The following is a 24920-nucleotide window of genomic DNA, read 5'->3' as shown; positions in this document are numbered from 1 at the left end:
GCGCTCACCGGCTGGCCCTTGCTTTGGCGATGCCGTCGGCCAGCCCCGCCGCCCATTTGGTGATGTCGCCGGCGCCCAGGCAGATGACCATGTCGCCCGGCGCGGCGAGATCGCGCAGCAGCCGGCAGACCGCGTCGGCATCGGCGACGGCCTGCGCGCCGAGATGGCCGCGTTCCTTCAGACCCTCGACGAGCGCCTCGTGGTCGACCCCCTCGATCGGCGCCTCGCCGGCCGCATAGACCGGCGCGACGAGCACGAAATCGGCATCGTTGAACGCGCTCTGGAAGTCCTCCATCAGATTGGCGAGGCGGGTGTAGCGGTGCGGCTGGACGACGGCGATGACCCGGCCCGAGGCGGCCTCGCGCGCCGCCGACAGGACCGCCCTGATCTCGACGGGGTGATGGCCGTAATCGTCGATGACGGTGACCCCGTCCACCTCGCCGACCTTGGTGAAGCGCCGCTTGACGCCGTGGAAGCGGCCGAAGCCCTGGGCGATGCGGTCGTCGGAGATGCCGAGCTCGGCGGCGACGCCGATCGCCGCGAGCGCGTTCTGGACGTTGTGCCGGCCCGGCATGGGCAGCTCGATCCCGGAGATGGTGCGGACCTGGCCGGCGCGGTCGCGGACCGACACGTCGAAGCGGTTGCCGCCGGCGACCGGGGTGACGTTCTCGCCGCGAATGTCGGCTTGCGCGGCGAAGCCGTAGGTGACGACGCGGCGATCCCTCAGCCGCGGGATGATCGACTGGACCTCGGGATGATCGACGCAGAGCAAGGCGGCGCCGTAGAAGGGCACGTTCTCGACGAACTCGACATAGGCGTCCTTGACCGCGTCGAACGAGCCATAATGGTCGAGATGCTCGGGATCGATGTTGGTGACGACCGCCACGGTTCCGTCGAGGCGGAGGAAGCTGCCGTCGCTCTCGTCGGCCTCGACCACCATCCAGTCGGAGCTGCCGAGCCGCGCATTGGAGCCGTAGGCGTTGATGATGCCGCCGTTGATGACGGTCGGATCGATGCCGCCGGCGTCGAGCAGGGCGGCGATCATCGAGGTGGTGGTGGTCTTGCCGTGGGTGCCCGCGACCGCGACCGTCGATTTGAGCCGCATCAGCTCGGCGAGCATCTCGGCGCGGCGCACCACCGGAATGCGCCGCTCATAGGCCGCCTGGACCTCGGGATTGTCCTTCTTCACCGCGGTCGAGACGACCACGACCGCGGCCTCGCCGAGATTGCCGGCCTCATGCCCGATCGCCACCGGGATGCCGCGCTCGCGCAAGGCTTCGACGACATAGGAGTCGGCGACGTCCGATCCCTGCACGCGATAGCCCAATATGTGCATGACTTCGGCGATGCCGGACATGCCGATCCCGCCGATGCCGACGAAGTGGATCGTGCCGATGTCGGTCGCGACACCCTTCACGCGGGCACCCCGCCGGGAAGCGGCTGGAGAATGTTGTCGCGGACGAATTGCGGATCCGCGCCGGGATGGCGCCCGATCCTTTCGACCAGGTCCGCCAGCGCCCGCGCCGCATCGGGCTTCCCCGCCGATCGCGCCCGGGCCGCGGCATTGGCGAGCGCGTCGGGATCGAGCGCGAGCTTCTGCATCTGCTTGGCGAGCTCGATCGGCGTGAAGCGCGACTGCGGGACCATGCGGGCGCCGCCCGAACGGGCCATCTCCCGCGCATTGGCGGTCTGGTGATCGTCGGTCGCGCTCGGCAGAGGGACGAGGATGGCCGGCCGGCCGGCAGCGGTCAGCTCGGCGATGGTCGAGGCGCCGGCGCGGGCGATCACCAGATGGGACCAGGACAGGCGCTCGGGCAGATCGGGCATGTAGGTGGCGAGATCGGCCGGAATGGCGAGCGCGGCATAGCGGGCGCGGACCCGCTCGATATCCTCCGCCCGGCACTGCTGGGTGACCTGGAGGCGGCGCCGGAAATGCTCCGGCAGCAGGGCGAGCCCCTCCGGAACGACCTCGGAAAGGATCGACGCACCCTGGCTGCCGCCGATCACCAGCAAGCGGAAGATGCCGTCCGGTCCGAGCGGCGGGAAGGGCTGGTCGCGAAGCGCGAGCACTTCCTCGCGAACCGGATTGCCGACATGGTCGACCTTGTCGCGGGACGATGACGGGACCCGGTCGACCTTCTCGTAAGAGGTGGCGATGGAGTCCACGCGCGCGGCGACGAGGCGGTTGACCCGGCCGAGCACGGCATTCTGCTCGTGAATCAGGGTCGGGATGCGATCGCGGCGGGCGGCGAGCAGGGCCGGAAAAGCGGGATAGCCGCCGAAGCCGATCACCGCCGACGGCCGGAAGGTCTCGTAGAGCCTAAGCGCCATCGTCCGTCCGGTCAGGATGGCCCGCGCCGAGCGCCACCAGCCGAGCGGCCCGCCGCTGAGGCGCCCCGCCGGCAGCACGTGCACCTGCACCTTGTCGAACAGGCCGGGGATGCGCGCGCCGCGATCGTCGGTGACCAGGGCGACGCGGTGGCCGCGCCGCATCAGCTCCTCGGCCAAGGCATGGGCCGGCATCATATGGCCGCCGGTGCCGCCGGCGGCGAGGACATAGTGCCGGGACAGGCTCATTTGAGGCCGCTCCATTTCACCACATAGGGGGAGCGGTGCAGATAGGGATTGCGCCGGCTGAAGGCGAGCAGCAGTCCGAAGCCGATCGACAAGGCGATCATCGAGGATCCGCCATAGGAGATGAACGGCAGCGTCATTCCCTTGGACGGGGCGAGATTGACGTTCACCGCCATGTTGATCAGCGCCTGGAGCCCGAACTGGGCGACGAGGCCGCCGGTGGCGAGGACGAGGAAGCGGTCCTCCTCGTGCAGCAGCCGGATCAATACGCGGGCGACGATGGTGAGATAGAGGATGGCGATGGCGAGGCAGGCGATGATGCCGAACTCCTCGCCGATCACCGAGAAGATATAGTCGGTATGCGGCTCGGGCAGGGAGAATTTGCGCGTGCCGGCGCCCGGCCCCGCCCCGAACAGGCCTCCGGCCGTCAGGGTCCGCAGGGCCGCCTCGACCTGGTAATTGTCGCCTTCGGCGAACAGGAAGCCGTCGATGCGCGCGGTCGCCACCGGATAGAAGAAATAAGCGAGCACCACCGCGCCCAGCCCGGCGCCGCCGAGGAAGCCGAGGAAGCGAAGCGAGGCTCCGGAGAGCGCCAGCAGCAGCACCCATATCGCCACGAAGATGATCGTCTCGCCGAAATTGGGCTGCTGCATGAGCAGGAGCGCGATCAGCGCGGTGATGATGCCGGTCAGCGGCACCATCGGCAGCGACGCATCCTTGTCCTTGAGCGAGAGCAGCCAGGCGATGGCGACGATGTAGAGCGGCTTCAGGAACTCGGAGGGCTGGAACTGGGTGAAGCCGACGCCGAGCCAGCGGCGGGCTCCGTTCACTTCCTGACCGAAAGCCGGCACCAGGAAGAGCAGGCCGGTGAAGACGACCGCGCCGACCAAGGAAAGCCGCCGCGCCGTCGGCTTGGGCAGCATCGACACGACGATGAGCACCGGGACGGCGAGCATCGTCCAGATCAGCTGGCGATAGAAATAATGGAGCGGCGCGAAGCTGACGTCGCCGCCCGAATAGCGGGTCGCTGCCGCCGGCGAGGCGGCGGCGACGGCGATGAGGCCGATCGAGATCAGCACCGCCACCAGGATCAGCAGGGGCTTGTCGATTTCCCAGAACCAGCGCCCGACCGCGCTCATGTCGGAACGGCCCAGCCGCGCCGATCGGGCGCCGCTCGAAGCCGTGCCGAGGCTCGCCCCCCCGATGCTCATGCCAGCGCCTCCACCGCCGCGCGGAAGGCCTCGCCGCGCGCCTCATAATCGCGAAACTGATCGAAGGAGGCGCAGGCCGGGGACAGCAGGACCACTTCCCCCGGAGCCGCGGCCCCCGCCGCGCGCCGCACCGCCTCGGTCAATCGCTCGCATTCGATAACCGGAATCCTGCTTTTCAGCAGGCGCGCGAACGTGGGGCCTGCCTCGCCGATCGTGTAGGCGGCGCGGACATGATCGAGATGGGCCGTGCACGGTCCGAGATCGTCCGACTTGGGCAGGCCGCCGAGGATCCAGTGGATGGCCGGATAGGCGGCCAGCGCCGGCGCGGCGGAATCCGGATTGGTCGCCTTGCTGTCGTTGACGAAGCGGATGCCGTTCCTCTCGCCGACCAGCTCCATCCGGTGCGGAAGGCCGGGATAGGTGCGCAGGCCCTCGGCGATGGCCTCGGCCGGGATTCCGAGCGCCTCGGCGGCCATGGCCGCAGCCGCGGCATTCTGGGCATTGTGCGGGCCCTGGAGCGCAGGCGAGCCCGACAGATCGGGAATCGCATTCCGGCGGAACCGGCGAACGCCTGCGCGCCGCTCGCTTCTCACGAGGTCGTCGGCGACTTCGGCCGCGACCGGGTCATCCTCGCCGATGAGCGCAGCATGCCCGGCCGATTGCATCTCGAACAGCCGGCTCTTGGAATCCCGATAGGCTTCGAAGCTGTCGTAGCGGTCGAGATGGTCGGGCGTGACGTTGAGCAGCACCGCCACCTCGCAATCGAGGCTGAAGGTGATGTCGATCTGATAGGAGCTGAGCTCGAGGACGTAGACGCCGCCCTCCGGCAACGGCTCCTGGGCGAGGATCGGAAGGCCGATATTGCCGCCCATCAGGCTGGGGACCCCGGCCGATTTCAGGATGTGATGGAGGAGCGCCGTCGTCGTCGACTTGCCGTTGGTGCCGGTGATTCCGACAACCTTGTGCGGCGGCAGCGAAGGCCGCGCCAGGGCGAACAGCTCGATGTCGCCGATGACCGGAACGCCGGCCTGCCGCGCCTTCTCGGCGATCGGGTGGCGGTTGAGCGGAATTCCGGGCGAGACGACGATGCCGTCATAGCCGGAGAGGTCGATGGCGAGCGGATCGGCGAGGACCAGATCCTCCCCGGCGCCCGCCGCCGGCACTTGCGCCCGCGCCTCTTCCTTCTGGTCCCAGGCGGTCACCGCGGCGCCGCTGGCAAGCAGCGAGCGCACCGTCGCCAGCCCCGATCGGGCAAGGCCGAGCACGGCGTAGCGCTTTCCGGAGAAGGCGGGGCTGGAGATCATCTCAGCTTCAGCGTCGACAGGCCCGCCATGGCGAGCACGAAGCTGATGATCCAGAAGCGGATCACCACGGTCGGCTCCGACCAGCCGAGCTGTTCGAAATGATGGTGGATCGGCGCCATCCGGAAGACCCGTCGGCCGGTGCGCTTGTAGACGAAGACCTGGATGATCACCGACATCGCCTCGACGACGAACAGGCCGCCGATGATCCCGAGCACGATCTCGTGCTGGGTCGACACCGCGATCGCGCCGAGCGCGCCGCCGAGGGCGAGGCTGCCGGTATCGCCCATGAAGACGGCGGCCGGCGGCGCGTTGAACCATAGGAAGGCGAGGCCGGCCCCGACCATCGCGGAGCACAGGACCGTGAGGTCGCCGGCGCCGGGCACGTGCGGGATGCCGAGATAGGCGGCATAATCGGCGCGGCCGACCAGGTAGCAGATGAGCAGGAACGCCATCGCGGCGATGATCACCGGCATGGTCGCGAGCCCGTCCAGGCCGTCGGTGAGGTTGACCGCATTGCCGAACGCGACGACGACGAAGGCGGCGAACAGGATGTAGAACGGCCCGAGATCGAGCACCGGCCCGTTGTAGAAGGGGATGTAGAGCTCCGTCCCCGCCCCCCAGGTGATGATCGAGCAGCCGATGCCGGCGACGACGAACTCGGCGAGCAGGCGGGTGCGGCCCGACACGCCCTGGTGGTGGCTCTTCTTCACCTTGTCATAGTCGTCGAGGAAGCCGATCACGCCGAAGCCGACGGTGATGAACAGGCAGGCCCACAAATAGGAATTGGCGAAGTCCATCCACAGCAGCATCGCCACCGTCAGCGACGTCAGGATCATCAGCCCGCCCATGGTCGGCGTGCCGCGCTTGGAAAGGTGGGTCTGCGGCCCGTCGGCGCGGATCGGCTGGCCCTTGCCCTGACGGACCCTCAGCCAGCCGATGAACTTCGGGCCGATGATCAGGCCGAGCAGCAGCGCGGTCGCGGTCGCGGCGCCGGCGCGGAAGGTGATGTAACGGAAAATGTTGAGCGGACCCGGGAAGCCCAGCTGCTCTGCGATCCACAGGAACATTATCTCTCCCCGCCTGCCAGCGCCTCGACGAGGGCGGCAAGTCCGATGGAGTTCGATCCCTTGACGAGCACCGCGTCGCCGGGGCCGATCGCCTCGCGCGCGCGCTCGATGGCCGCCGCCGTGTCGGGCACATGCGCCAAATCGGTGCCGGGGCCAAGCGCTTTCGCAAGCGCCCCCATCTCGGGCCCGACCAGAATGGCGAAGTCGACCTTCGCCGCCTCGACGGGGCCGGCGAGGGCGGCATGGAAATCGTCGGTCTCGGCACCGAGCTCGCGCATCGCACCCAGAATCGCGATCCGCCGCCCCGTCACCGGCTCGTCCCCGAGCACCTTGAGCGTCGCCGTCATCGAGGCCGGATTGGCATTGTAGCTTTCGTCGATGAGCAACGCCTCGCCATCGGCAAGCGGCACCCGCAGGCGCTCGCCGCGACCCTTGAGGCCGCCGAGATCGGCCAAGGCGAGCCCGGCCGCGGCGAGATCGCCGCCGACGGCCTCGACGACCGCGAGCACCGCCAAGGCGTTCATCACCCAATGCTCGCCCGGCTGGGCGACGGTGAAGCTGAGCTGGGCCTCGGGCAGGAGAGCGGTCGCCATCGTGCCTCCCTTGGGCCCGCGGACGACATAGCCGGCGCGCACGTCGGCGCCTTCGCCGAGGCCGAAGGTGACGATCCGCGCGGCATGCGGCCGGGCCGCCGCGATCAGACGGTCCCGGTGGGGATTGTCGAACGGGATGATCGCGACGCCGTCCGGCTCCAGGCCCGAGAAGATCTCGCCCTTGGCATCGGCGATCGCCTCCTCGCTGGCGAAGAATTCGCGATGGGCGGAAGCGACGGTGGTCACCAAGGCGACGTGCGGCCGGACCAGGCGGGTCAGCGCCGACAGCTCGCCGGCATGGTTCATCCCCATCTCGAAGAGGCCGTAGCGCGTTTCGCGCGGCATCCGGGAGAGGCTGAGCGGCACGCCGGTATGATTGTTGTAGCTCTTAAGCGACCGGTGGACCCGGTCCGGCGAGCCGCGATCGAGCGCCGCGAACAGGGCTTCCTTGGTGCTGGTCTTTCCGACCGAGCCGGTGACGCCGACGATCCGTGCCTGGGACGAGCGCTCGCGCGCTGCGCGGCCGAGCGCGTCCAGCGCCTGCACGGTGTCGGCGACGCGGACATGCGCGCCTTCGACCGGCTCGGAAACGAGCGCGCCGGCCGCGCCCCGCGCGAAGGCCTGACTGACGAAGCGGTGGCCGTCGGTCGCCTCGCCGCGCAGCGCGATGAACAGGTCGCCGGGTTCGACCTCGCGCGAATCGAAGGTCACGCCGCCAGCCTCGAAGCCGCCCTGGGCGGTGCCGCCGACCGCCCGGGCGATCTCCTCGGAGGTCCAGAGCGGGGTCATGCCGCGCATTCCCGCGCCACCACGACATCGTCGAAGGGAAGGACCATGTCGCCGACGATCTGACCCTGCTCGTGGCCCTTGCCGGCGAGCAGGATGATGTCGCCGGGCCCGGCCTCGGCCATCGCCGCCTCGATCGCTTCCCGCCGCCCCGCTACCTCGACGGCCGCGGGCGCACCTTCCAGGATATCGCGGCGGATGGCGGCGGGATCCTCGCTGCGGGGATTGTCGTCGGTGACGATGACGAGGTCCGAGAGCCGCGTCGCGACCGCGCCCATCTCGGCGCGCTTGCCGACGTCGCGGTCGCCGCCGGCGCCGAAGACCGTGATCAGCCGCGACCGGGCGTGCGGCCGCAGCGCCTCGATCGCGGACTCGATCGCGTCGGGCGTGTGGGCATAGTCGACATAGACGGGGGCGCCGGCGCGCGTGATCACCGCGCGCTCGAGCCGGCCGCGGACCGGATGGACCCGCCCGAGATTGGCGAGGGTCCGCTCGACATCGCCGCCGGTGGCGATCACCAGTCCCGCGGCGGTCAGGGCGTTGGCGGCCTGATAGGCGCCGATCAGCGCCAGCGTCACCTTGTGGGTCCGGCCTTCCATCTCGAGGACCAGCTTCTGTCCGAGCTCGCTGGTCTCGCGCGAGACCAGCCTCAGGGTCTCGCCGGCGCGGCCGACGGTCATCACCTCGAGCCCGCGCTCCCGGCAGCGCCGCACCACCTCGTCCGACTTGGCGTCGTCGGCCCAGACGACGGCGATGCCGTCCGGCTCGACGACCTCGCCGAACAGCCGCATCTTCGCCTCGAAATAGGCGTCCATGGTGAGGTGGTAGTCGAGATGATCGCGGCTGAAATTGGTGAAGCCGGCGGCGTGGACCGGCAGCCCCTCGGTCCGATACTGGGCAAGGCCGTGGCTCGACGCCTCGAAGGCGGCATGGCTGATCCCCATACGCTCGAGCCCCGCCATGTTCGACAGGAAGGTGACGATGTCCGGCGTGGTGAGGCCGGTGGTCACCTGGTCGTCGGCCGTGGTGACCCCGAGCGTGCCGATGCTCGCGGAGGGATGTCCGGCCATCCGCCACAATTGCCGGCAGAGCTCGACGTTGGAGGTCTTCCCATTGGTGCCGGTGACCGCGACGACGACCTGCGGGAAGGGCTTGAAGAAGCGCGCGGCGAGTTCGGCAAAGGTGCGTCGCGGCTCCTCCGCGGCAATGTGGGCCGCGCCTGAGACCGGCGCCTCGGGACGCGCCACCACGGCGACCGCCCCCGCGGCGACCGCCGCCGGGATGAAGTCCTCGCCGTTGAACCGGGTGCCGCGAAAGGCGCCGAACACGGTGCCGGGCGCCACTTTGCGGTGGTCGATCGCGAAGCCGGTGACGGGAATGTTGTCGTCGCTGCCGGTCAGCGCACCCAGTCGCATCAGTGCCCCGAACCGCCGACGAGCGGCAGCAGCTCCGAAGTGTCGATGTCCCGATTGTCGTCGGGGATGATGCCGAGCAGCGGCCCGGTGCGGGCGATGACGCTCTTCACGACCGGTGCCGCCGTCCAGGCCGCGGTGGTCAGGCCGAAAGTCTCTGCATTGCCCCTGGGCGCGTCCATCATCACCACCACCACATATCGCGGCCGATCCATCGGAAAGGCCGCGGCAAAGGTGGAAACGTTCAGGCGGCGGGAATATCCCCCGGTCGACGACACTTTCTCGGCGGTGCCGGTCTTCCCGCCGATGCGGAAACCCGGCGCGTCGGCACGACGGCCGGTGCCGTGGGTGACGATCATCCGGAGCAGCTGGCGCATCCGGTGGCTGGTCGCCTCCGAAAAGACGCGCCGGCCGTCGGGGACGGCGGCGGGCTCCAGCCGCATCAGGGTCGCGGGGCGCCAGATGCCGCCATTGACCAGAGCCGCATAGGCGCTGGCGAGATGGAGCGGCGTCACCGCGATGCCGTGGCCGAAGCCGCTGGTGAGCACCGTCGCCCGGCCCCAATCGCGCGGCCAGAGCGGGCGCGCGCGCTCGTTGAGCTCGATCGGGGGGGCCTGGTCGAAGCCCAACCCCCGGAAGGCCGCCTGCATCCGCTCCGGCCCCATCTGGTCGGCGATCCGCGCCGTCGCGATGTTCGAGGAGTGGATCAGCAGTTCGGGGACGGTGATGGCACGGCCGAGCGGATGATCGTCGCTGATCCGGAACCGGCCGATGGCGACGGGCGAGCCGGCGTCCCAGCGCTGGGCCATGGAGGTGACGACGCCTGCTTCGAGCGCGGCCGCGACGGTGATCGGCTTGAACACGGAACCGAGCTCGTAGACGCCCATCGTCGCGCGATTGTAGAGCGCGCTCGGATCGGAGCGCCCGGCGGCATTGGGGTTGAAGGTCGGCGCCGAAGCCATGGCCACGATCTCGCCGGTCTGGACGTCGAGGACGATGCCCGTGCCGCCCTCGGCGCTCTGCGCCGCAACCGCGGCAGCCAGCTCGCTTTCCATCGTCGACTGGACCCTGCTGTCGATGGACAGCGCCACCGGCTGCCCGCGCAGGGCCTGGTCCGTCAGCCGCCCGTCGAGCACCCGCTCCATGCCGGCAACGCCGCGCCCGTCAAAGTCGGTCCAGCCGAGGATGTGGCCGGCCAAGGCGGTCTGCGGATAGAGCCGCTCGGGCTCCCGGTTGAAGACGATCGCCGGCTCGCCGATCGCGTTCACCGCGGCGACCAGCTCCGGCACGGCGCGGCGGGCCAGATAGCGGTAATTGCTGTCGGCGTTGAGCAAGGCGAGATAGTGGGCGGTGCTCCGCTCCGGCATCAGCTCGGCGAGGCGCGCCGCGAGCGCGGCCTTGTCGCCGATGACGCGGCGCGGATGCACACCGATGGACCAGGCATCGATGGTGCGGGCCAGGGGCACGCCGTTGCGATCGACGATGTCCGCCCGCGGCGGGATCAGCGGATTGCCGATCGCGGCGACGCCGGAGCGATCGGTGGAGACCTGCAGATAAGCGAGCCGCAGCACGACGAGCGCGGTGACGCCGGCGAACAGCAGCAGCACCAGCATCAGCCGGTGATAGGTCAGGGAAAGCCCGTCGCTGTCCTCGTCACGATAAGGAAGAGGCCCGGCGGCATGGGCGGCAAGCGTGGCCATCAGTTGCGGGCGCCTCCGCCGCGTTCGGAGCGCGACTGGGCGCCGAGGTCGCGCAGGGTCGAGTCGTCGAGCAGGGGCGAAGCGCCGCTGTCGGCCGGAGCGGCGGGGCGCGAGGCCGAACGGGCCGGCGTGGGAGCCGGCGGCGGCGCGGGCGCGGGCGCGGGATCGACGACGAGGCTGGCGCGGCGGACGAGCGGACGCGTCGGAGAGGCGGTCCCGTTCTGGACGGCGACGGGAGCCGAGGCGAGCCTCAAGGCCGGCTGCGCTGTCGGCGCGGCTGCCGGCGCAGCAGGCGCCGCCGGAGGCTGGGCGGTGTCGGCGGCGGCCATACGCAGCCGCGCCCGATCATCGAGCGACGGCTGCTGCACGTCGAAGCGGGCAAGGCTGACATTGCTTTCCAGGAACTGGTCGGCCACCGGCGCCGAAAGGGCCAACACCTCGGCATTCCATTGCTCGAGCTGCTGGAGCCGGCCGCGCGTGCCGAGCTCGGTCTGCAGCGATCTTATTTCCTGGCGGGTGTGGACGATCTGCCGTTCGAGCGAGGCGAGCTCGCTCCGCTCGGAGGCGACCTGGAGCGACAGCATGTAACAGCACAAGGCGGCCGCTCCGATGCCGGCCACCCAACCGACGGGCTTGAATCCGCTGACGATCACTTCGGCGATCCTTCCTTCGAACTGAACCAGGCGGGAGCGACCGTGCGATGCGCGGCGCGCAGGGTGGCGGAACGGGCCCTCGGATTGGCGGCGACTTCCGCCTCCCCGGGCCGGACCGGCTTTGCGACCGCTTCGAACGTGGCCGCCGGGCCGGACGCCCTCGCCTCGGGCAGATGGCGCGAGCCTGCCGGCAGGGCGCCACTGCGGGCTTTCAGGAAACGTTTGACGATCCGATCCTCGAGACTGTGGAAAGTGACCACGGCTAGGCGGCCGCCGGGTGCAAGCACCTGTTCGGCGGCCGCCAGCCCGCCCTCGAGCTCGTCGAGTTCTTGGTTAATATAGATGCGTATCGCCTGGAACGTGCGGGTCGCCGGGTCCTTCTTCGCGCCCGGACGGTGGCCGACCGCCTTACGCACGATCTCGGCCAGCTGTCCGGTCCGCTCGATCGGGCGGGCGGCGACGATCGCGCGGGCGATGCGGCGCGCCTTAAGCTCCTCGCCATAATGGAAGAGGATGTCGGCTATCTCGGCCTCGTCGGCCTGGTTCAGGAATTCGGCAGCGCTCTCGCCCTCGCCGGACATGCGCATGTCGAGCGGCGCGTCCACCTGGAAGGAGAAGCCGCGCTCGGCCCGGTCGAGCTGCATCGAGGAGACGCCGATGTCGAGCGTGACGCCGTCGACCGCGTCGACGCCGCGGTCGGCAAGCGCCTGACGCATCCGGGAAAAACGCTCCGGAACAAGCGTCAGGCGCTCCCCGCTCGAAGCGACGAGCGCTTCGCCCCACTGGATCGCCTCGGGATCGCGATCAAAGGCGAAGACGCGCGCCGCCCCCTTTTCGAGTATGGCTCGGCTGTAGCCGCCCGCGCCGAACGTGCCGTCGACATGGGTCTCGCCAGGGGCAATGGCGAGCGCCTCGACGACCTCGTTCAGGAGGACGGGGACATGATGGGGCGAGGCCGAGGCGGTCATGGCGCGACACCCCTCTCCTCGAGCCGATAGGCAGCGAGCTCGCGCAGGTCCGAGTCGCCGCTCTCGAGCGCCAGGCGGGGATTCCAGATCTCGAACGTTCCGCCGACTCCGACGAACAAGGCAAGGTCCTCGATCTGGCCTTTGCGGCGCATCATCGGGGGCAGGATGATGCGGCCGCTGCTGTCGTAGGGAACCTCTTCGGTGATGCCGAAGGTGCGGCGGGCGCGGGCGAAATGCGCCTGCGGATCCGCCGCCTCCTCGTTGAGGCGGCGGCGCTCGTTCTCGGCATAGAGATTACGCGCATAGTTGCGATCATAGGCGGTGAGGCAGGGGTCGACCTCGTGGGCGCCGAGGATGATCGCCTTCGCGTCCGAGCGGCGCTCGATCACCGAGCGAATGAAGGCAGGCACGGACAAACGCCCCTTGGCGTCGACCGCGTTGAGCGCGCTTCCATTGAAGAGATGCTCAAGTTCCACCCGAAGGCCCTGCCCTAACGCACACAGGCCTTCCCCGTTCACGGACGCGCGTCTCGGCGCGCCCACGTCTCATCCGCGGCTGAACAGGAAATGCCCCTAATCAGCCGCGGTGGATAACCGAAAAGGCGTGGGATTGGAAGGGGATTTCATGCCGTCTTATGGGTTTTTATGGGGATCACATGGGATAGCCCTGGATATTCGTGGTTTGTTCACGGACATGTTCCAGCCTTGTTCGGACAGCCCAGCTTGTGGATAAGTCGGTGAGTTCAGAGCCGGCGGCGGCGACGGAGAATCCCGGCCAGTCCGAGTCCCGCCGCTACCGGGAACGACGCGAGCAGGAGGGCGAGCCCGGGACTTGCCTCAGGGTCCTGCCAGTGGACCGGCAAGGCGGTCCGCTCGCGCTCGAGGCCGGCCAGCGAGTCCAGCCATGCGGCGACCAGGATCGGATTGTCGGCGCTCCGGCCGTGGCGCTCCGGGCCACGCGGGCCTGGCCCGACCCAAAGATCGTCCCGAAGCAGGTCGGCGTCGGCGACGATCCACGCCTCGCCTTTGCCGATCCCGCAGCGGGCGAGCCAGTCCTCCGGTCCCACGCGGCAAGCTTCGTCCAAGGCGGTGAACCGCCCGGGCGAATGCAGGACGAGCCGCCTCGTCCTGTCGCCATCGGCGACGCGCTCCGACCGGATCGAGCGCGGCGCGGAGCGGTCGAGTCGAAGCCCCCAATGGCGCAGCAGCGGCGCCAGCCCCGTGGCGGACGGCGGTCGGCGGCTGTCCCCAGGAGGAAGCCGGCTCGGCCAGGCGAGTTCGGTATCGGCGAGGACCAGCACGCGGCCGCCCTCGGCGACCCAGCGGTCCAGCGCCACGAGCTCGCGGGGCTCGGGCCCTCGCGGCTGGGCCAGCAGCATCAGCCGCTCGCCGGCGAGCGCGGCCTCGTCGACATGGTCGATCGGCCTTATCGCAAATTCCTGCTGGAGCTGGACATAGGCGGCCGCCGGCCGGCTGTCGGGAGCGAATGGACCGGCCTCGCCCCAGATCAGCGGCAGGCCCGTCATGAGCAGCAGCCGCGGCCGATCGGCGGCGGCGACGGGCGCTGTATCCCCGATCACCAGCCTTTCGTAGGGACGCAGGCTGCCCGGGACGATCAGCAGCAATACGACCAGGCCGATGGCCATCGCCGCCGCCGCCCACCGCCCGGCGATCCTGCGCGCGAGACGCAGCAGCAGATCGAAGATCAGGACGAAGGCGAGGCCTGCGCCCCATCCGCGGACGCTCTCCGCCAGCGGAACTCCGCCGAGCGCGAGCAGGAGCAGGGCCTCGGCCGTCCCGGCCACGGCCAGAGCGAGAAGGTAGAAGCCCAGGCTCCGGCGCCAGGGCAGGCGCGAGGCGAAAGCAGCGGCGGCCAGGAGCAGCCATGGTCTAAAGGCGAGGAAGAGGAGCGCCTCCGCCCGTCCCTGGGCGAAGAATCCTCCGAGCAGGAGGCCCGCGCCAAGCTCCGCCGCCGCAAAGGCACAAGCCGCCGCGACCAGCGCCGCCGGATCGCCGCGCAGGTGCGACGGCTCAGTCCTGAGGCGGCTCGACAACAGGCTGAGCGTCGGGCGCGGCCGTGTTCGTCTCCGCCTTGCCCGGCGCGACGCCGAGTTCGGCGAGCGGCTCGGCAGGGCTCGTCTCCGGTTCCGCCGGCGACCCGACGCTGGGCTGACCCGTCCGCTGCTGCTCGAGCAGGTTCGCCGTGATCGGTTCCTCGACCGACGGCTGGCGGGTGAACACCATCGCCAGCATGACGGCCAGGAAGACGAAGGCGAGTCCGGTCAGTCCGATCCGTACCCTCTGCATTCCCGGCGACATTCCCTTCCCATGGCGGACGCGCGAGTCTACCATGCCGGCGGACTTTGTCGAACCCGGCCCGCTGCCGATCGAAAGGCTGGCGGGACAGGCGACAATTTGCCACAAAGTTGCGCTTGACGAGCGTTGCTGCGCTCGCGAAGGGGGAGCGCCATGCAAAAGACCCATGTCCTTGCCGCCGCCACCGTCGCGGCGGTTTTCGCACTCGCGGCCTGCAACAGCGAGCCCGAGGTCGTCACCATCAACAAGTACGACCCGATGGCCGAAGCGTTGAAGAACGCCGGGCCGGTCGAGCCGCCGCCGATGATTCAGGACAGCCGCACCTTCCGGTGTCGCGACAACAGCCTGGTCTTCATCGACTTCTACACCAACAACACGGCCGCCGTCCGCACCGAGCGCGGCCAGCCGCCGGTCGCCACCCTCACCGCCGAGGGCGGCAATCCGCCCTTCACCGCCGAAGGCTACTCGGTCAGCGCGAACGCGGACGAGATCCAGTTCACCGCGCCGGACAAGGGCACGCAGACCTGCCATACCTGAGCTTTTCCTGATCCACCCTCACCAGGGCCGGCTCCGACGGGGCCGGCCCTTTTCATGTCGGCGCACATTGCGAACCTAACCAGTCGGGACATGACGTGGTTGTGCTAACGGTAGCAACGTGACCAAGGACGATCCGGATCCTGTCGTGAGATGGATGCTTCGGTATGAGACCGGCCTCGAAGCTGGCGGTGCTTCAGCAGCTCACGAAGTGCTGGCCACCTACCGTCTGCGTTCGGGGGAGACTCCGTTCGCGCTTTGTCGCGACGGAATCCTGCTGGAGCCGGGAGGAAGCGAGCGCTTCATCCCTTATGAGCAGATCTCGGATGGCGGCTACTACAATCTGCAGAATATCAGGCGAGCAAAAGCCGCAAGGCCGTCTGGCACGAGCGAACCGCTAACTGTGACCCTCCACAGCGGCGAGTCGATCGATTTGCCAATGGAGGTCCGGAACGACGGAATGCCCGACCTGCTCACGATCGCTCACATCATCCACCGCCGGGCCTGCCTCCACCGGCGGTCCTCGGAACCAAGGAAGGCGGTGGGCTAGGCGAGCGAAGGGCGCGCCGCTATGCGCCCGCCATGGCCGAATCCCAGATCAGTCCCGAGATCGTCGCCGAGCACGGCTTCACCGACGAGGAATATCAGCGCGTGCTCCATGCCATGGGGCGCGAGCCGAACCTGACCGAGCTCGGCATCTTCTCCGTCATGTGGTCGGAGCATTGCTCGTACAAGAGCTCGCGGGTCCACCTGAAGAAGCTGCCGACCCAGGCGCCCTGGGTGATCCAGGGTCCCGGCGAGAATGCCGGCGTCGTCGACATCGGCGATGGCGAGGCCGTCATCTTCAAGATGGAGAGCCACAACCATCCTTCCTACATCGAGCCCTATCAGGGCGCCGCGACCGGCGTCGGCGGCATCCTGCGCGACGTCTTCACCATGGGCGCGCGGCCCGTGGCGAACCTCAATGCGCTGCGCTTCGGCCGGCCCGACCATCCGAAGATGCGCCACCTCATCGCCGGCGTGGTTTCCGGGATCGGCGGCTACGGCAATTGCGTCGGCGTGCCGACGGTCGGCGGCGAGGTGAACTTCCACCCCGCTTATGACGGCAACATCCTGGTCAACGCGATGACCGTGGGCATCGCCCAGACCGACAAGATCTTCTATTCGGCGGCCGCCGGCATCGGCAATCCGGTCGTCTATGTAGGCTCCAAGACCGGCCGCGACGGCATTCACGGCGCGACCATGGCCTCGGCCGACTTCTCCGAGGATTCGGAGGAGAAGCGGCCGACGGTGCAGGTCGGCGACCCCTTCACCGAGAAATTGCTGATCGAGGCTTGTCTGGAACTCATGGCCTCGGACGCGATCGTCGCCATCCAGGACATGGGCGCCGCCGGGCTCACCTCCTCCTCGGTCGAGATGGCGTCCAAGGGCGGCGTCGGCCTCGAGCTCGACATGGATGCCGTTCCCTGCCGTGAGGAGGGGATGACGCCCTACGAGATGATGCTCTCCGAGAGCCAGGAGCGGATGCTGATGGTGCTGAAGCCCGGCCGCGAGGCCGAGGCCGAGGCGATCTTCCGCAAATGGGAGCTCGATTTCGCCGTGATCGGCCGGGTCACCGACACCGGGCGGCTGGTGCTCAAATGGCAGGGCGAGACCGCCGCCGACATCCCGCTGGGGCCGCTCGGCGACGACGCGCCCTGCTACGAGCGGCCATACGTGAAGACCGAGCCGCCGGCGCCGTTCGCCGACGTCCCGCAATCAACCGACATCGCCGCCGACCTGCTCAAGCTGATGGCCTCGCCCGACCTCGCCAGCCGGCGATGGATCTGGGAGCAATATGACTATAAGGTCGGCGCCGACACCGTGCAGCCGCCGGGCGGCGATGCCGCGGTCGTCCGCGTCCACGGCGCCGACAAGGCGCTGGCGATCACCACCGACTGCACCCCGCGCTACTGCAGGGCCGATCCCTACGAGGGCGGCAAGCAGGCGATCGCCGAAGCCTGGCGCAATCTGTGCGCGGTCGGCGCCCGGCCGCTCGCCGCCACCGACTGCATGAATTTCGGCAATCCGCAGCGGCCCGAGATCATGGGCCAGTTCGTCGGCTGCATCGAGGGCATGGCAGAGGCCTGCGCCGCGCTCGACTTCCCGATCGTCTCGGGCAACGTCTCGCTCTACAACGAGACCAAGAACGAGGACGGCACCGGCAGCGCCATCCTCCCCACCCCCGCCATTGGCGGCGTCGGCCTGATCGACGACTGGACGAAGGCGGCGACGATCGCGTTCAAGGCCCAGGGAGAGACGATCGTCCTGATCGGTCACACCAACGGCCATATCGGTCAGTCGCTCTGGCTTCGCGAGTGCCACGGGCGCGAGGAAGGTCCGCCGCCGTCGGTCGATCTGGCGGTCGAACGCAAGGCGGGCGAGCTGGTCCGGGCGCTGATCGCCAGCGGCGAGGTGACCGCCGTGCACGATTGCGCGGACGGCGGCGCCATCATCGCCCTGGCCGAGATGGCGCTCGCCGGCGGCGTCGGCGCGACGGTCAGCGTCCCGGCATCGGCCCCGCTCGCGCCTGTCCTGTTCGGCGAGGATCAGGGCCGGTACGCGGTGACGACGCGCGATGCCGACGCGGTGATGGCGAAGGCGGGAGCCGACGGCTTGTTCGCGGCGGTGATCGGCCGCACCGGCGGCGACGCGATCGTCGTCGAGCATGAAGCGCGCACCGCGGTGCTGCTCGACGACCTGCGCCGCGCGCACCAGGGCTTCTTTCCTGCCTTGATGCGCAACGAGCCGGCGGTGGCGTAGAATATTCCTTCATCTCCGTAAAAGAGCGTGTGGCGAACCCATCTCCGTCATCCTGGCGAAAGCCAGGATCACCTGTCCTTCTGATCACAAGGCACTGAGATCCCAGCTTTCGCTGGGATGACGATGAAAGCTGGAAGATAGTCCGCGGCTGCTGAGCGGCCGCCTTGACCGATTTTCTGGTCTGCCACAGACATTTTCGTCTGGACGACGGGAGTGGACATGTCGAGCTCCGGATATTCGGGAACGCCACTGGCGAAGAAGCTGTCGCTGAAGCCGGGGCTGCGTGCCTGGTTCGACGGAATGCCGGGGTCGGTGCGCGACGAGCTCGGCTCGCTCGGCCTCGTCGAGCTGGCGTCGCCGGCAGCGCCGCTCGACGCCGCGCACATCTTCGTCACCGCGCGCGCCGACATGGAGGCGAAGCTGACGACGCTTCGCCCTCTGCTCGCCTCTTCCGGCTTCATCTGGGTGAGCTGGCCGAAAAAGGCGTCGAAGGTGCCCACCGACATCACCGAGGGCGGCATCCGCGAAGTGATCCTGCCGGGCACTGACCTCGTCGACGTCAAGGTCTGCGCCGTCGATGCCATGTGGTCGGGCCTCAAGCTGATGATCCGCCGCGAGCGGCGATAGGATGATCGCGTCAGGAAGAATCCCTATTGCGAGTTAGTCGCATTATCGGTAATTCCGATCGCCATGATCGTTTGTGTCTGTAACGCGATTCGCGAGACCCAGGTGCGCCAGGCGGCGCGCGAGGGTGCGTCCTGCCCCACCAGCGCCTACCGGGCGTGCGGGCGGAAGCCCCGCTGCGGCCAATGCTTCTCATTCGCACGCGAATTGATCGCCTCGGAACGTGCGACTGCCTAGCAGAAGCGCGAGTTTTTCGCAGATTTCCGCCATTTTCTGAGGTTCCTTTTTGCCGCGCACGCGTTTAATCGGGGCGTGCAGGCGAAAAGGAGACCCGGGATGAAGGGCGACGACAAGGTCATCGAGTATCTCAACGAGTCGCTCAAGAACGAGCTGACGGCCGTCAACCAATATTGGCTGCACTACCGGATGCTCGACAATTGGGGCGTCCGCCGCCTCGCCGAGTTCGAGCGGCATGAATCGATCGACGAGATGAAGCATGCGGACCGGCTGTCCGAGCGGATCCTGTTCCTCGAGGGCCTGCCCAATTTCCAGCTGCTCGGCCGGCTGCGCATCGGCGAGAATGTCGAGGAGATCCTGCGCGCCGACCTCGAGCTGGAACGCGAGGCGGTCGGCCAGCTCAAGGACGCGATCGCCCATTGCGAGAGCGTTCGGGACTATGTCAGCCGCGATCTGTTCAGCGACATCCTCGAGAATGAGGAAGAGCATATCGACATGCTCGAGAAGCAGTTCGACATGATCGAGCGGATGGGCCTTCAGAACTACATCCAGCTCAATTCGAAGCCGGCCGAGGACTGAGAGACGGCCTTTCGGCCCTCTCCGTCATCCTGGCGAAAGCCAGGATCTCATTTCCTTTCGACATCGGCCGTAAGGCACTGGGATCCCATGATGGGCCGCGCGCAGGTGCGAAGGTGCCCCGCATCTTCGCAGTCGTGTCCGGGGGACACGACGCGCCCGCGCGCCGCCGATCATTGCGCTGGGATGACGAGTGGCGGGTATTTCGGTGGGATGATGAAGGAGGGCCCGGCCCGCACGCGCCTTCTCGGGCCGCTCCCCCTTATCCGCAGCGCGAATAGCCGCATTCGAGGCAAATGTTGCACCCCTCGACGTTGATGAGGGCGGCCGCGCCGCCTTGCGGGCGGGCGACGAGGCCGGCGCCGCTCAGGCGGCGCGCACGTCGTATTTCCGCATCTTCTCGATCAATGTGGTCCGCTGCAGGGACAGCAGCCGTGCGGCATCCGCGACGACGCCGCTGGAGCTGTCGAGCGCCTGCTCGATATAGCGGCGCTCGATCTCGCCGAGCACCGTTCTGAGGTCGACGCCACGCGCGGGATCGAGCAGCAGCGGCGACGGTGCGGCTTCCGCGTCGATCCGAGCCGCGGCCGGGATCGCCTCCGCGGCCGGCTCGCTCGCCTGCCACAGCGCCGCCCGTTCGGCGGCGCTGAGCCGGCCGCGGCGAACGAGCAGCAATTCGGCCTGCTCGCCGCCGAGCATCTGGTCAGGAAACAGGATGTCGGCCCGCTCGACGACGTTGCGCAGCTCGCGGACATTGCCGGGCCAGCCGTAAGCGACCAGCCGGTCGAGCGCGTCATTCGAAAAGCGGGCGCGCGGGCGGTCGCCGGCCTTGCCGAGGAAATGGTCGACAAGGAGGGGCACGTCCTCGGCGCGTTCGGCGAGCGAGGGAATCTCGATCGGGAAGACGGCGAGCCGGTAGAACAGGTCCTCCCGGAACCGGTCCTCCTCGATCGCCTTGTCTATGTCGCGATGGGTCGCCGAGATGATCCGGACATCGACCCCGATTTGACCGCGACCGCCAACCCGCTGGACCGCCTTCTCCTCGAGCACGCGCAGCAGCTTTACCTGCATGTCGTGCGGCATGTCGCCGATCTCATCGAGGAAAAGGCTGCCGCCATCGGCTTCCTCGAAGCGTCCCTGCCGCTGCGCGTGGGCGCCGGTGAAGCTGCCCTTCTCGTGACCGAACAGCTCGGATTCGAGCAGTTCGCGGGGTATCGCCCCGCAATTGACCGGGACGTACGAGCCGCCTTTGCGGCCGCTGAGCTCGTGGATCGCGCGGGCGACGACTTCCTTGCCGCTCCCCGACGGTCCGTTGACGAACACGGACACGCCGCTGGGTGCGACCTGACCGATCAGACGCCGCAGTTCCCGGATGGCCGGGCTCCGGCCGATCAGGACGCGCTCGAGACCGGCCGAAGCCTCAGTCGTCGCCATCATCTGGACGCGCATTCTGCGCGATAGAAGACCAACACCCACGCCCCCCGGACATCTTTTCTGTGAGGTCGTTTTTCGGGCGTAATGGTTAAGACGAGGTAAAGTCTATCGGCGGCGCTTCCTCGGCGCGGCGCCGCCGGTGGCGGCCGACGGACCGCGCAGCAGCCGGTGCAGTGTCTCGCTGTCCAGCGGCTTGAAGAAGCGCAGCCCGGTCAATGCGTTGCGCACCCAGCGCACTTCGGCCGCCCAGTACCGGCCCTTGCGCAGCTGAAGGAAGATGATCGAGCCGATCGCGAGCGGCATGTCGCTGATCCCGGAGGCGCCTCGGCAGGACATGTCCTTGATCTGGAAGACCGACTGGACCCGCCGATCCCTGATCGGCAAGATCGTCCGGCGGACGTCGTGGCGTCCCTCGGTCCGCCGCTCCTCGCCGCCCAGGCTCTCCGGCGTCGCCTCATCGTCCAGCGTCCACATGAGCAGCCTCTGAAGCATCAAGCGATCCTCCGCCTCCAGTGTCCGACCCGGCTCAGCCCCGCGCGGCCGGCGTGCCGATCTGCGACCACGCACCGGCAATCTCGGCGAGCATCTCCCGCGCGCGGCGCACCTGCTCCGCATCGCTCTCGCGCGAGCCGAGCATGGTCAGTCGCCGGGCCTCGCGATAGATGGCGGCCAGCCCTTCGGCGATCTCGCCGCCTTTCGCGAAGTCGAGGCTGGATTCGAGCCCGTGCAGGATGGTCATCGCCCGCGACTGGCGCTTGATCCGCTGCGAATGTTCGCGTCGCTCGATCGCGACGACCATCGCGTCGAGCGCCTTGAGCAGCTCCTCGAACATGACGGCTACCAGCTGGTGCGGCGACGCACCTTCGATCCGGCTTTCCAGATCGACATTCTGGTAATGGGCGTGCGCCACCCTGAACTGTCCCCGCTGTACGAACATTCCACACTCCTGACCCGCATTTCCCCCGACCGATCAGCTCCGGTCGTTCGTCCAAATCTTCACCTGCTGCTCGAGATAGCTCTGCGTCGCCTTGAACGCGGACACCTGCCGCTCCATCGCGGTGAAGGTGTTGAGCAGCTGGTTGTAATATTTATCCGCGCGCGTCTCCATGACGGTGCGATCATCGGCAATGTCCTCAGCCTCCTCCTCGAGCCGGTCCCGCGTGGTGGCGAACGGGCCGCTGGACGCCCTCAGGCTATCGCGGATCGCCTGCAGCGCTCCGCCCAGGCCCGGCTCGACCGTAATGGTCGCGCTGGCGGTGTCGGCATCGATGCGCACGAGCAGCCCGGCCGCCTTGGATCCGGGCGGCGCGATCAGGAAATTGTCGCTGGCGATCATCGCCTGGCCGTCGAGCAGGCCCGAGGCCGGCGGTCCGGCGACCAGGTTGGTGAGCGTGAAGATCCCCGGCTTGGCGCGGCCGACGGCGCTCGAGATCACGACGTTGGGATTGCTGCTATACTGCGTCGGGTTGAACAGCGCCTCGACCCCTTCCGGATCGTCGGCGAGCATCGTCTCGAGCCTTGCCGTGTCGAGGCTCAGGGTGCCGTCGCGGTTGGTCTTCACGCCGATTTCCGCGAGCGTGCGCGGCCCGGTGCCGCTGTGGACGAGCTCCTTCGCGGTGAGCTCGCGAAGCTGGCGCTGCATCTCGCGCACGCCGAGATCGCCGCGCAGCGGCCCGCCGGCGCCGTTGACGCCCGCGGCCGTGGTCTCCGCGATCATGCCCATCAGCTCGTTGAACGCGGCGACGAAATCGCCCACCGCCTGGCTGATCGCGCCCGTCGGACGGGTGATGCCGAGCGAGACGATCGTCCCCGGCGCTGCCTTCTTGAGGTCGATCTGCACGCCCGGGACAAGGTCGCTGAAGCTGTTCGTCCGCCGCTTCACGACGACCCCGTCGAGATTGAGGATGGCGTCCTGGGCCGCCTGGGCCTGGGTCATTCCGCCGGTCACCGAAGGCCCGAAGGCAAAGCGTTCGAGGCCGCTCGTGGTCCCGCCGGGGGCGCCGAGCGTGAACCCGTTGGCTTCACCGGTGGCGCCCTTGAGCACCAGCCGGGCGCCGGTGGTGTCGACGACGACATTGGCCTGGACGCCGGCGCCGGCGGCGTTGATCGCCTCGGCGAGCCCGTCGAGGCTGTCATTGCCGGCTCCGATCGTGATGGTGAAGCTGCCGGACGCGGTGACGAGCGTGAGATCGCCCTGGCCGACGGCATCGGTGCGCGCGGCCAGCGCGGCCGATTCCAGCGTCTGCGCCTTGGCGAGCTGGACGACCTCCATTTCGGCGGAGAGGACGCCGAGCCGCGTGCCGGCGACGCTCGAGGCCGAGACGATCGACGAATCGGAGACGCTCGGCTGCGTGAACAGGCTGCCGCCGGAGATCAGGCTGGACAAAGCGGCGGCGAAGGAGTCGATCGCGCCGCTCATCTCGCCGAGCGCCGATATGCGCGCCTGGTTGGTCTGCTCGCGCTTCGCGATCAGCGCTTCCTTGGGCGCCTTGGCGGCTCCGGCGAGATCCTCGACGAGGGCCTTGATGTCGAGGCCCGAGCCGATGCCCAGCGCATATCCGATCGAAGTGGTCATCGCGGCTTCCTTCCGTCCTTCCTAAGAACGGCAGAAGCCGGCGCGGATTTATAGGGAAAGCAGGCTGTTTCTCACCTTTTCAGCGCCGCCAGCGATGCGTTGCCGACGCGGCCCTGCGCGGCGATCGATCGTCGCGGTTCGCTGAGCATCAAGCGAGCGATGCGGCGGGCCGCTTCCGGGTCGAGCTCGGGCATCGCCGTTCGCAGCTCGGCGGCCATCTGCTCGAGCCAGTCCTCGACCGGGGCGCCGCTGGCATCGGCGCGGGTCAAGAGGCGCTCGATCTCGTGCAGCGCGACGCGCACGACGGTTTGTTGCCGCTCCCTGGTCACCGACGAATTCCTCCTGACCACGGATTAACGGCGGCGAAACGAAGAGATTTAGCAGACTCGACGTCGTTGCGGCGGAAAGCGGGCTTCAGCCTTCCGGCATGCCCCGCGCGTCGAAACGCGCCTGCGCAGGCACATCGACCGCCGGCTGCGCCGCGCCGGTGGCGAGCGCCGTCTCGAGGTTGAAGACGAAGGCGAGGATCGTCGCGACCGCCATGTAGAGATCCTCGCGGATCACCTGGCCGGTGCGGGTGGTGAAATAGAGGGCGCGGGTGAGCTGAGGATAGCTCAGCATCGGCACCTGCTGCTCGGCCGCGATCGAGCGGATCGCATCGGCGGTGGCGCCGCGGCCGCGGGCGACGACGACGGGCACCGAATCTCGGCCGGGCTGATAGCGGAGCGCGACCGCGAAATGAGTGGGATTGGTGAGGACGACCGTCGCCTCGGCGACGGCGCTTCGGGCCGAATTGCGCAGGACCTCGTGCTGCCGACGGCGGATCGCGCTCTTGAGCTCGGGCGAGCCTTCGGTCTGCTTGTGCTCGTCCTTCACCTCCTGCTTGGTCATCCGCAGGCGCTGGACGCGCTGGACGATCTGCGCCGGCACGTCGATCATCGCGATGAGGACGAGCGCCATCGCCATGATCAGGCAGGCGAGCACGAAGGTCGATCCGACATTGCCGAGGGCCGCGCCGATATCCTGCGCCGACAGGCCGAGCAGCAGACGGGACTGGTCGAGCAGCAGCCAGACGCCGATCGATCCGAGCAGCAGAACCTTGGCGATCGACTTGACCAGCTCGATGAGGCCCTGTGTGCCGAACATGCGCTTGAGGCCGCTCAACGGGTTGAGCTTGCTGCCCTTGAAGCCGAGCGCCTCGCTTCGGAAGCCGAGCGATCCCAGCATTGCCGGCGTCCCGATCGCCGCAACGAGCGTGATCGCGAACAGGGATGCGAGCGGGAGCGCGACGATTCCGATCAGGCGCAGGATCACGCTGCCCGGATCGAATTCGCGCAGATCGGCGGAATCGAAGCTGAGCCCGTCGATCACCATCGTCTCGAGCGCGTCGATGAACATCGGCCCCGCCAAAGCGAGCCACGCGGCGCCGCCGAGGACGACCAGGGCGGTGCCGAGCTCGCGCGACTGGAGGACATCGCCCTTTCGCGCCGCGTCCTGGCGGCGCTTCGGAGTCGGCGCTTCGGTTTTCTGGTCGTTGTCGGGGGTGTCGGCCATG

Annotated in this window: 25 protein-coding genes; 6 read left to right on the top strand and 19 right to left on the bottom strand. The window is 68.6% G+C overall.

The annotated features are described in order from the left end of the window. Nucleotides 1-4: 4 nt before the first annotated feature. The 13 genes from murC to DDE10_RS18170 all read right to left on the bottom strand — a co-directional run bounded on the left by murC (nucleotide 5) and on the right by DDE10_RS18170 (nucleotide 14574). Complete coding sequence (murC, locus tag DDE10_RS18230; RefSeq protein WP_114954219.1) at nucleotides 5-1417, bottom strand: UDP-N-acetylmuramate--L-alanine ligase; 1413 nt, start codon at nucleotides 1415-1417, stop codon at nucleotides 5-7. Beyond that, nucleotides 1414-2577: an undecaprenyldiphospho-muramoylpentapeptide beta-N-acetylglucosaminyltransferase gene (murG, locus tag DDE10_RS18225; RefSeq protein WP_114954218.1), complete on the bottom strand. Its 1164-nt coding sequence runs from the start codon at nucleotides 2575-2577 to the stop codon at nucleotides 1414-1416. Before murG ends, murC begins: the two co-directional genes overlap by 4 nt. Beyond that, nucleotides 2574-3785, bottom strand: a complete 1212-nt coding sequence (locus DDE10_RS18220; RefSeq protein ID WP_114954217.1) for an FtsW/RodA/SpoVE family cell cycle protein — start codon at nucleotides 3783-3785, stop codon at nucleotides 2574-2576. The genes murG and DDE10_RS18220 overlap by 4 nt, the downstream gene beginning before the upstream one ends. Further along, entirely contained in the window at nucleotides 3782-5089 is a 1308-nt protein-coding gene (murD, locus tag DDE10_RS18215; protein WP_114954216.1) for a UDP-N-acetylmuramoyl-L-alanine--D-glutamate ligase, read from the bottom strand. Before murD ends, DDE10_RS18220 begins: the two co-directional genes overlap by 4 nt. Beyond that, entirely contained in the window at nucleotides 5086-6156 is a 1071-nt protein-coding gene (gene mraY, locus DDE10_RS18210) for a phospho-N-acetylmuramoyl-pentapeptide-transferase (protein WP_114954215.1), read from the bottom strand. Before mraY ends, murD begins: the two co-directional genes overlap by 4 nt. Continuing rightward, nucleotides 6156-7538, bottom strand: a complete 1383-nt coding sequence (locus DDE10_RS18205) for a UDP-N-acetylmuramoyl-tripeptide--D-alanyl-D-alanine ligase (protein WP_114954283.1) — start codon at nucleotides 7536-7538, stop codon at nucleotides 6156-6158. The genes mraY and DDE10_RS18205 overlap by 1 nt, the downstream gene beginning before the upstream one ends. After that, entirely contained in the window at nucleotides 7535-8950 is a 1416-nt protein-coding gene (locus DDE10_RS18200; protein WP_114954214.1) for a UDP-N-acetylmuramoyl-L-alanyl-D-glutamate--2,6-diaminopimelate ligase, read from the bottom strand. The genes DDE10_RS18205 and DDE10_RS18200 overlap by 4 nt, the downstream gene beginning before the upstream one ends. Next, nucleotides 8950-10647, bottom strand: a complete 1698-nt coding sequence (locus DDE10_RS18195) for a peptidoglycan D,D-transpeptidase FtsI family protein (RefSeq protein ID WP_114954213.1) — start codon at nucleotides 10645-10647, stop codon at nucleotides 8950-8952. Before DDE10_RS18195 ends, DDE10_RS18200 begins: the two co-directional genes overlap by 1 nt. After that, entirely contained in the window at nucleotides 10647-11300 is a 654-nt protein-coding gene (locus DDE10_RS18190; protein WP_114954212.1) for a hypothetical protein, read from the bottom strand. Before DDE10_RS18190 ends, DDE10_RS18195 begins: the two co-directional genes overlap by 1 nt. Continuing rightward, entirely contained in the window at nucleotides 11297-12268 is a 972-nt protein-coding gene (rsmH, locus tag DDE10_RS18185; RefSeq protein ID WP_114954211.1) for a 16S rRNA (cytosine(1402)-N(4))-methyltransferase RsmH, read from the bottom strand. Before rsmH ends, DDE10_RS18190 begins: the two co-directional genes overlap by 4 nt. After that, a complete protein-coding gene (locus DDE10_RS18180; RefSeq protein ID WP_162806716.1) occupies nucleotides 12265-12678 on the bottom strand; it encodes a division/cell wall cluster transcriptional repressor MraZ in 414 nt (137 codons plus the stop codon). Before DDE10_RS18180 ends, rsmH begins: the two co-directional genes overlap by 4 nt. Nucleotides 12679-13010: 332 nt before the next feature. Then, nucleotides 13011-14321 (bottom strand): Gldg family protein, encoded by a 1311-nt coding sequence (locus DDE10_RS18175; protein ID WP_114954209.1) that lies wholly within the window; start codon nucleotides 14319-14321, stop codon nucleotides 13011-13013. Then, a complete protein-coding gene (locus DDE10_RS18170) occupies nucleotides 14299-14574 on the bottom strand; it encodes a hypothetical protein (RefSeq protein WP_284734757.1) in 276 nt (91 codons plus the stop codon). The genes DDE10_RS18175 and DDE10_RS18170 overlap by 23 nt, the downstream gene beginning before the upstream one ends. Nucleotides 14575-14736: 162 nt before the next feature. On the opposite strand from DDE10_RS18170, the gene DDE10_RS18165 reads away from it, so the two are divergent. The 6 genes from DDE10_RS18165 to bfr all read left to right on the top strand — a co-directional run bounded on the left by DDE10_RS18165 (nucleotide 14737) and on the right by bfr (nucleotide 19359). Then, complete coding sequence (locus DDE10_RS18165) at nucleotides 14737-15120, top strand: hypothetical protein (RefSeq protein ID WP_114954208.1); 384 nt, start codon at nucleotides 14737-14739, stop codon at nucleotides 15118-15120. 118 nt (nucleotides 15121-15238) lie between these two features. Beyond that, complete coding sequence (locus tag DDE10_RS18160; RefSeq protein ID WP_162806715.1) at nucleotides 15239-15667, top strand: hypothetical protein; 429 nt, start codon at nucleotides 15239-15241, stop codon at nucleotides 15665-15667. Nucleotides 15668-15699: 32 nt separating this feature from the next. Then, the gene (gene purL, locus DDE10_RS18155; protein WP_114954206.1) at nucleotides 15700-17919 is read left to right on the top strand and encodes a phosphoribosylformylglycinamidine synthase subunit PurL; all 2220 of its coding nucleotides are present in this window, start codon (nucleotides 15700-15702) and stop codon (nucleotides 17917-17919) included. Between the two features lie 219 nt (nucleotides 17920-18138). Next, nucleotides 18139-18546, top strand: a complete 408-nt coding sequence (locus DDE10_RS18150) for a hypothetical protein (RefSeq protein WP_114954205.1) — start codon at nucleotides 18139-18141, stop codon at nucleotides 18544-18546. Nucleotides 18547-18609: 63 nt separating this feature from the next. Next, nucleotides 18610-18780, top strand: coding sequence for a (2Fe-2S)-binding protein (locus DDE10_RS18145; protein ID WP_114954204.1), 171 nt, complete (start codon nucleotides 18610-18612; stop codon nucleotides 18778-18780). 99 nt (nucleotides 18781-18879) lie between these two features. Beyond that, on the top strand, nucleotides 18880-19359 hold the full coding sequence (gene bfr, locus DDE10_RS18140) for a bacterioferritin (protein ID WP_114954203.1): 480 nt from the start codon (nucleotides 18880-18882) through the stop codon (nucleotides 19357-19359). Between the two features lie 363 nt (nucleotides 19360-19722). On the opposite strand, the gene DDE10_RS18135 is transcribed toward bfr, so the two are convergent. From DDE10_RS18135 to flhB, 6 genes are all read right to left on the bottom strand, one after another. Then, complete coding sequence (locus DDE10_RS18135; RefSeq protein ID WP_114954282.1) at nucleotides 19723-20793, bottom strand: sigma-54 interaction domain-containing protein; 1071 nt, start codon at nucleotides 20791-20793, stop codon at nucleotides 19723-19725. A gap of 102 nt (nucleotides 20794-20895) precedes the next feature. After that, on the bottom strand, nucleotides 20896-21282 hold the full coding sequence (locus tag DDE10_RS18130) for a hypothetical protein (RefSeq protein ID WP_114954202.1): 387 nt from the start codon (nucleotides 21280-21282) through the stop codon (nucleotides 20896-20898). 34 nt (nucleotides 21283-21316) lie between these two features. Further along, a complete protein-coding gene (locus DDE10_RS18125) occupies nucleotides 21317-21727 on the bottom strand; it encodes a flagellar export chaperone FliS (protein WP_114954201.1) in 411 nt (136 codons plus the stop codon). A gap of 33 nt (nucleotides 21728-21760) precedes the next feature. Beyond that, complete coding sequence (gene fliD / locus DDE10_RS18120) at nucleotides 21761-23365, bottom strand: flagellar filament capping protein FliD (RefSeq protein WP_284734756.1); 1605 nt, start codon at nucleotides 23363-23365, stop codon at nucleotides 21761-21763. A 71-nt stretch (nucleotides 23366-23436) separates the two neighbouring features. Then, nucleotides 23437-23694, bottom strand: coding sequence for a hypothetical protein (locus DDE10_RS18115; protein WP_162806714.1), 258 nt, complete (start codon nucleotides 23692-23694; stop codon nucleotides 23437-23439). Nucleotides 23695-23779: 85 nt separating this feature from the next. Continuing rightward, nucleotides 23780-24919 (bottom strand): flagellar type III secretion system protein FlhB, encoded by a 1140-nt coding sequence (flhB, locus tag DDE10_RS18110; RefSeq protein ID WP_114954199.1) that lies wholly within the window; start codon nucleotides 24917-24919, stop codon nucleotides 23780-23782. Nucleotide 24920 lies beyond the last annotated feature (1 nt).

The sequence above is a fragment of the Sphingosinicella terrae genome (assembly GCF_003347635.1).
Classification (GTDB): Bacteria; Pseudomonadota; Alphaproteobacteria; order Sphingomonadales; family Sphingomonadaceae; genus Allosphingosinicella; species Allosphingosinicella terrae.
The sequence above is the reverse complement of the archived record's forward strand: the minus strand, read 5'-3'. Positions and strand labels throughout refer to the sequence as shown.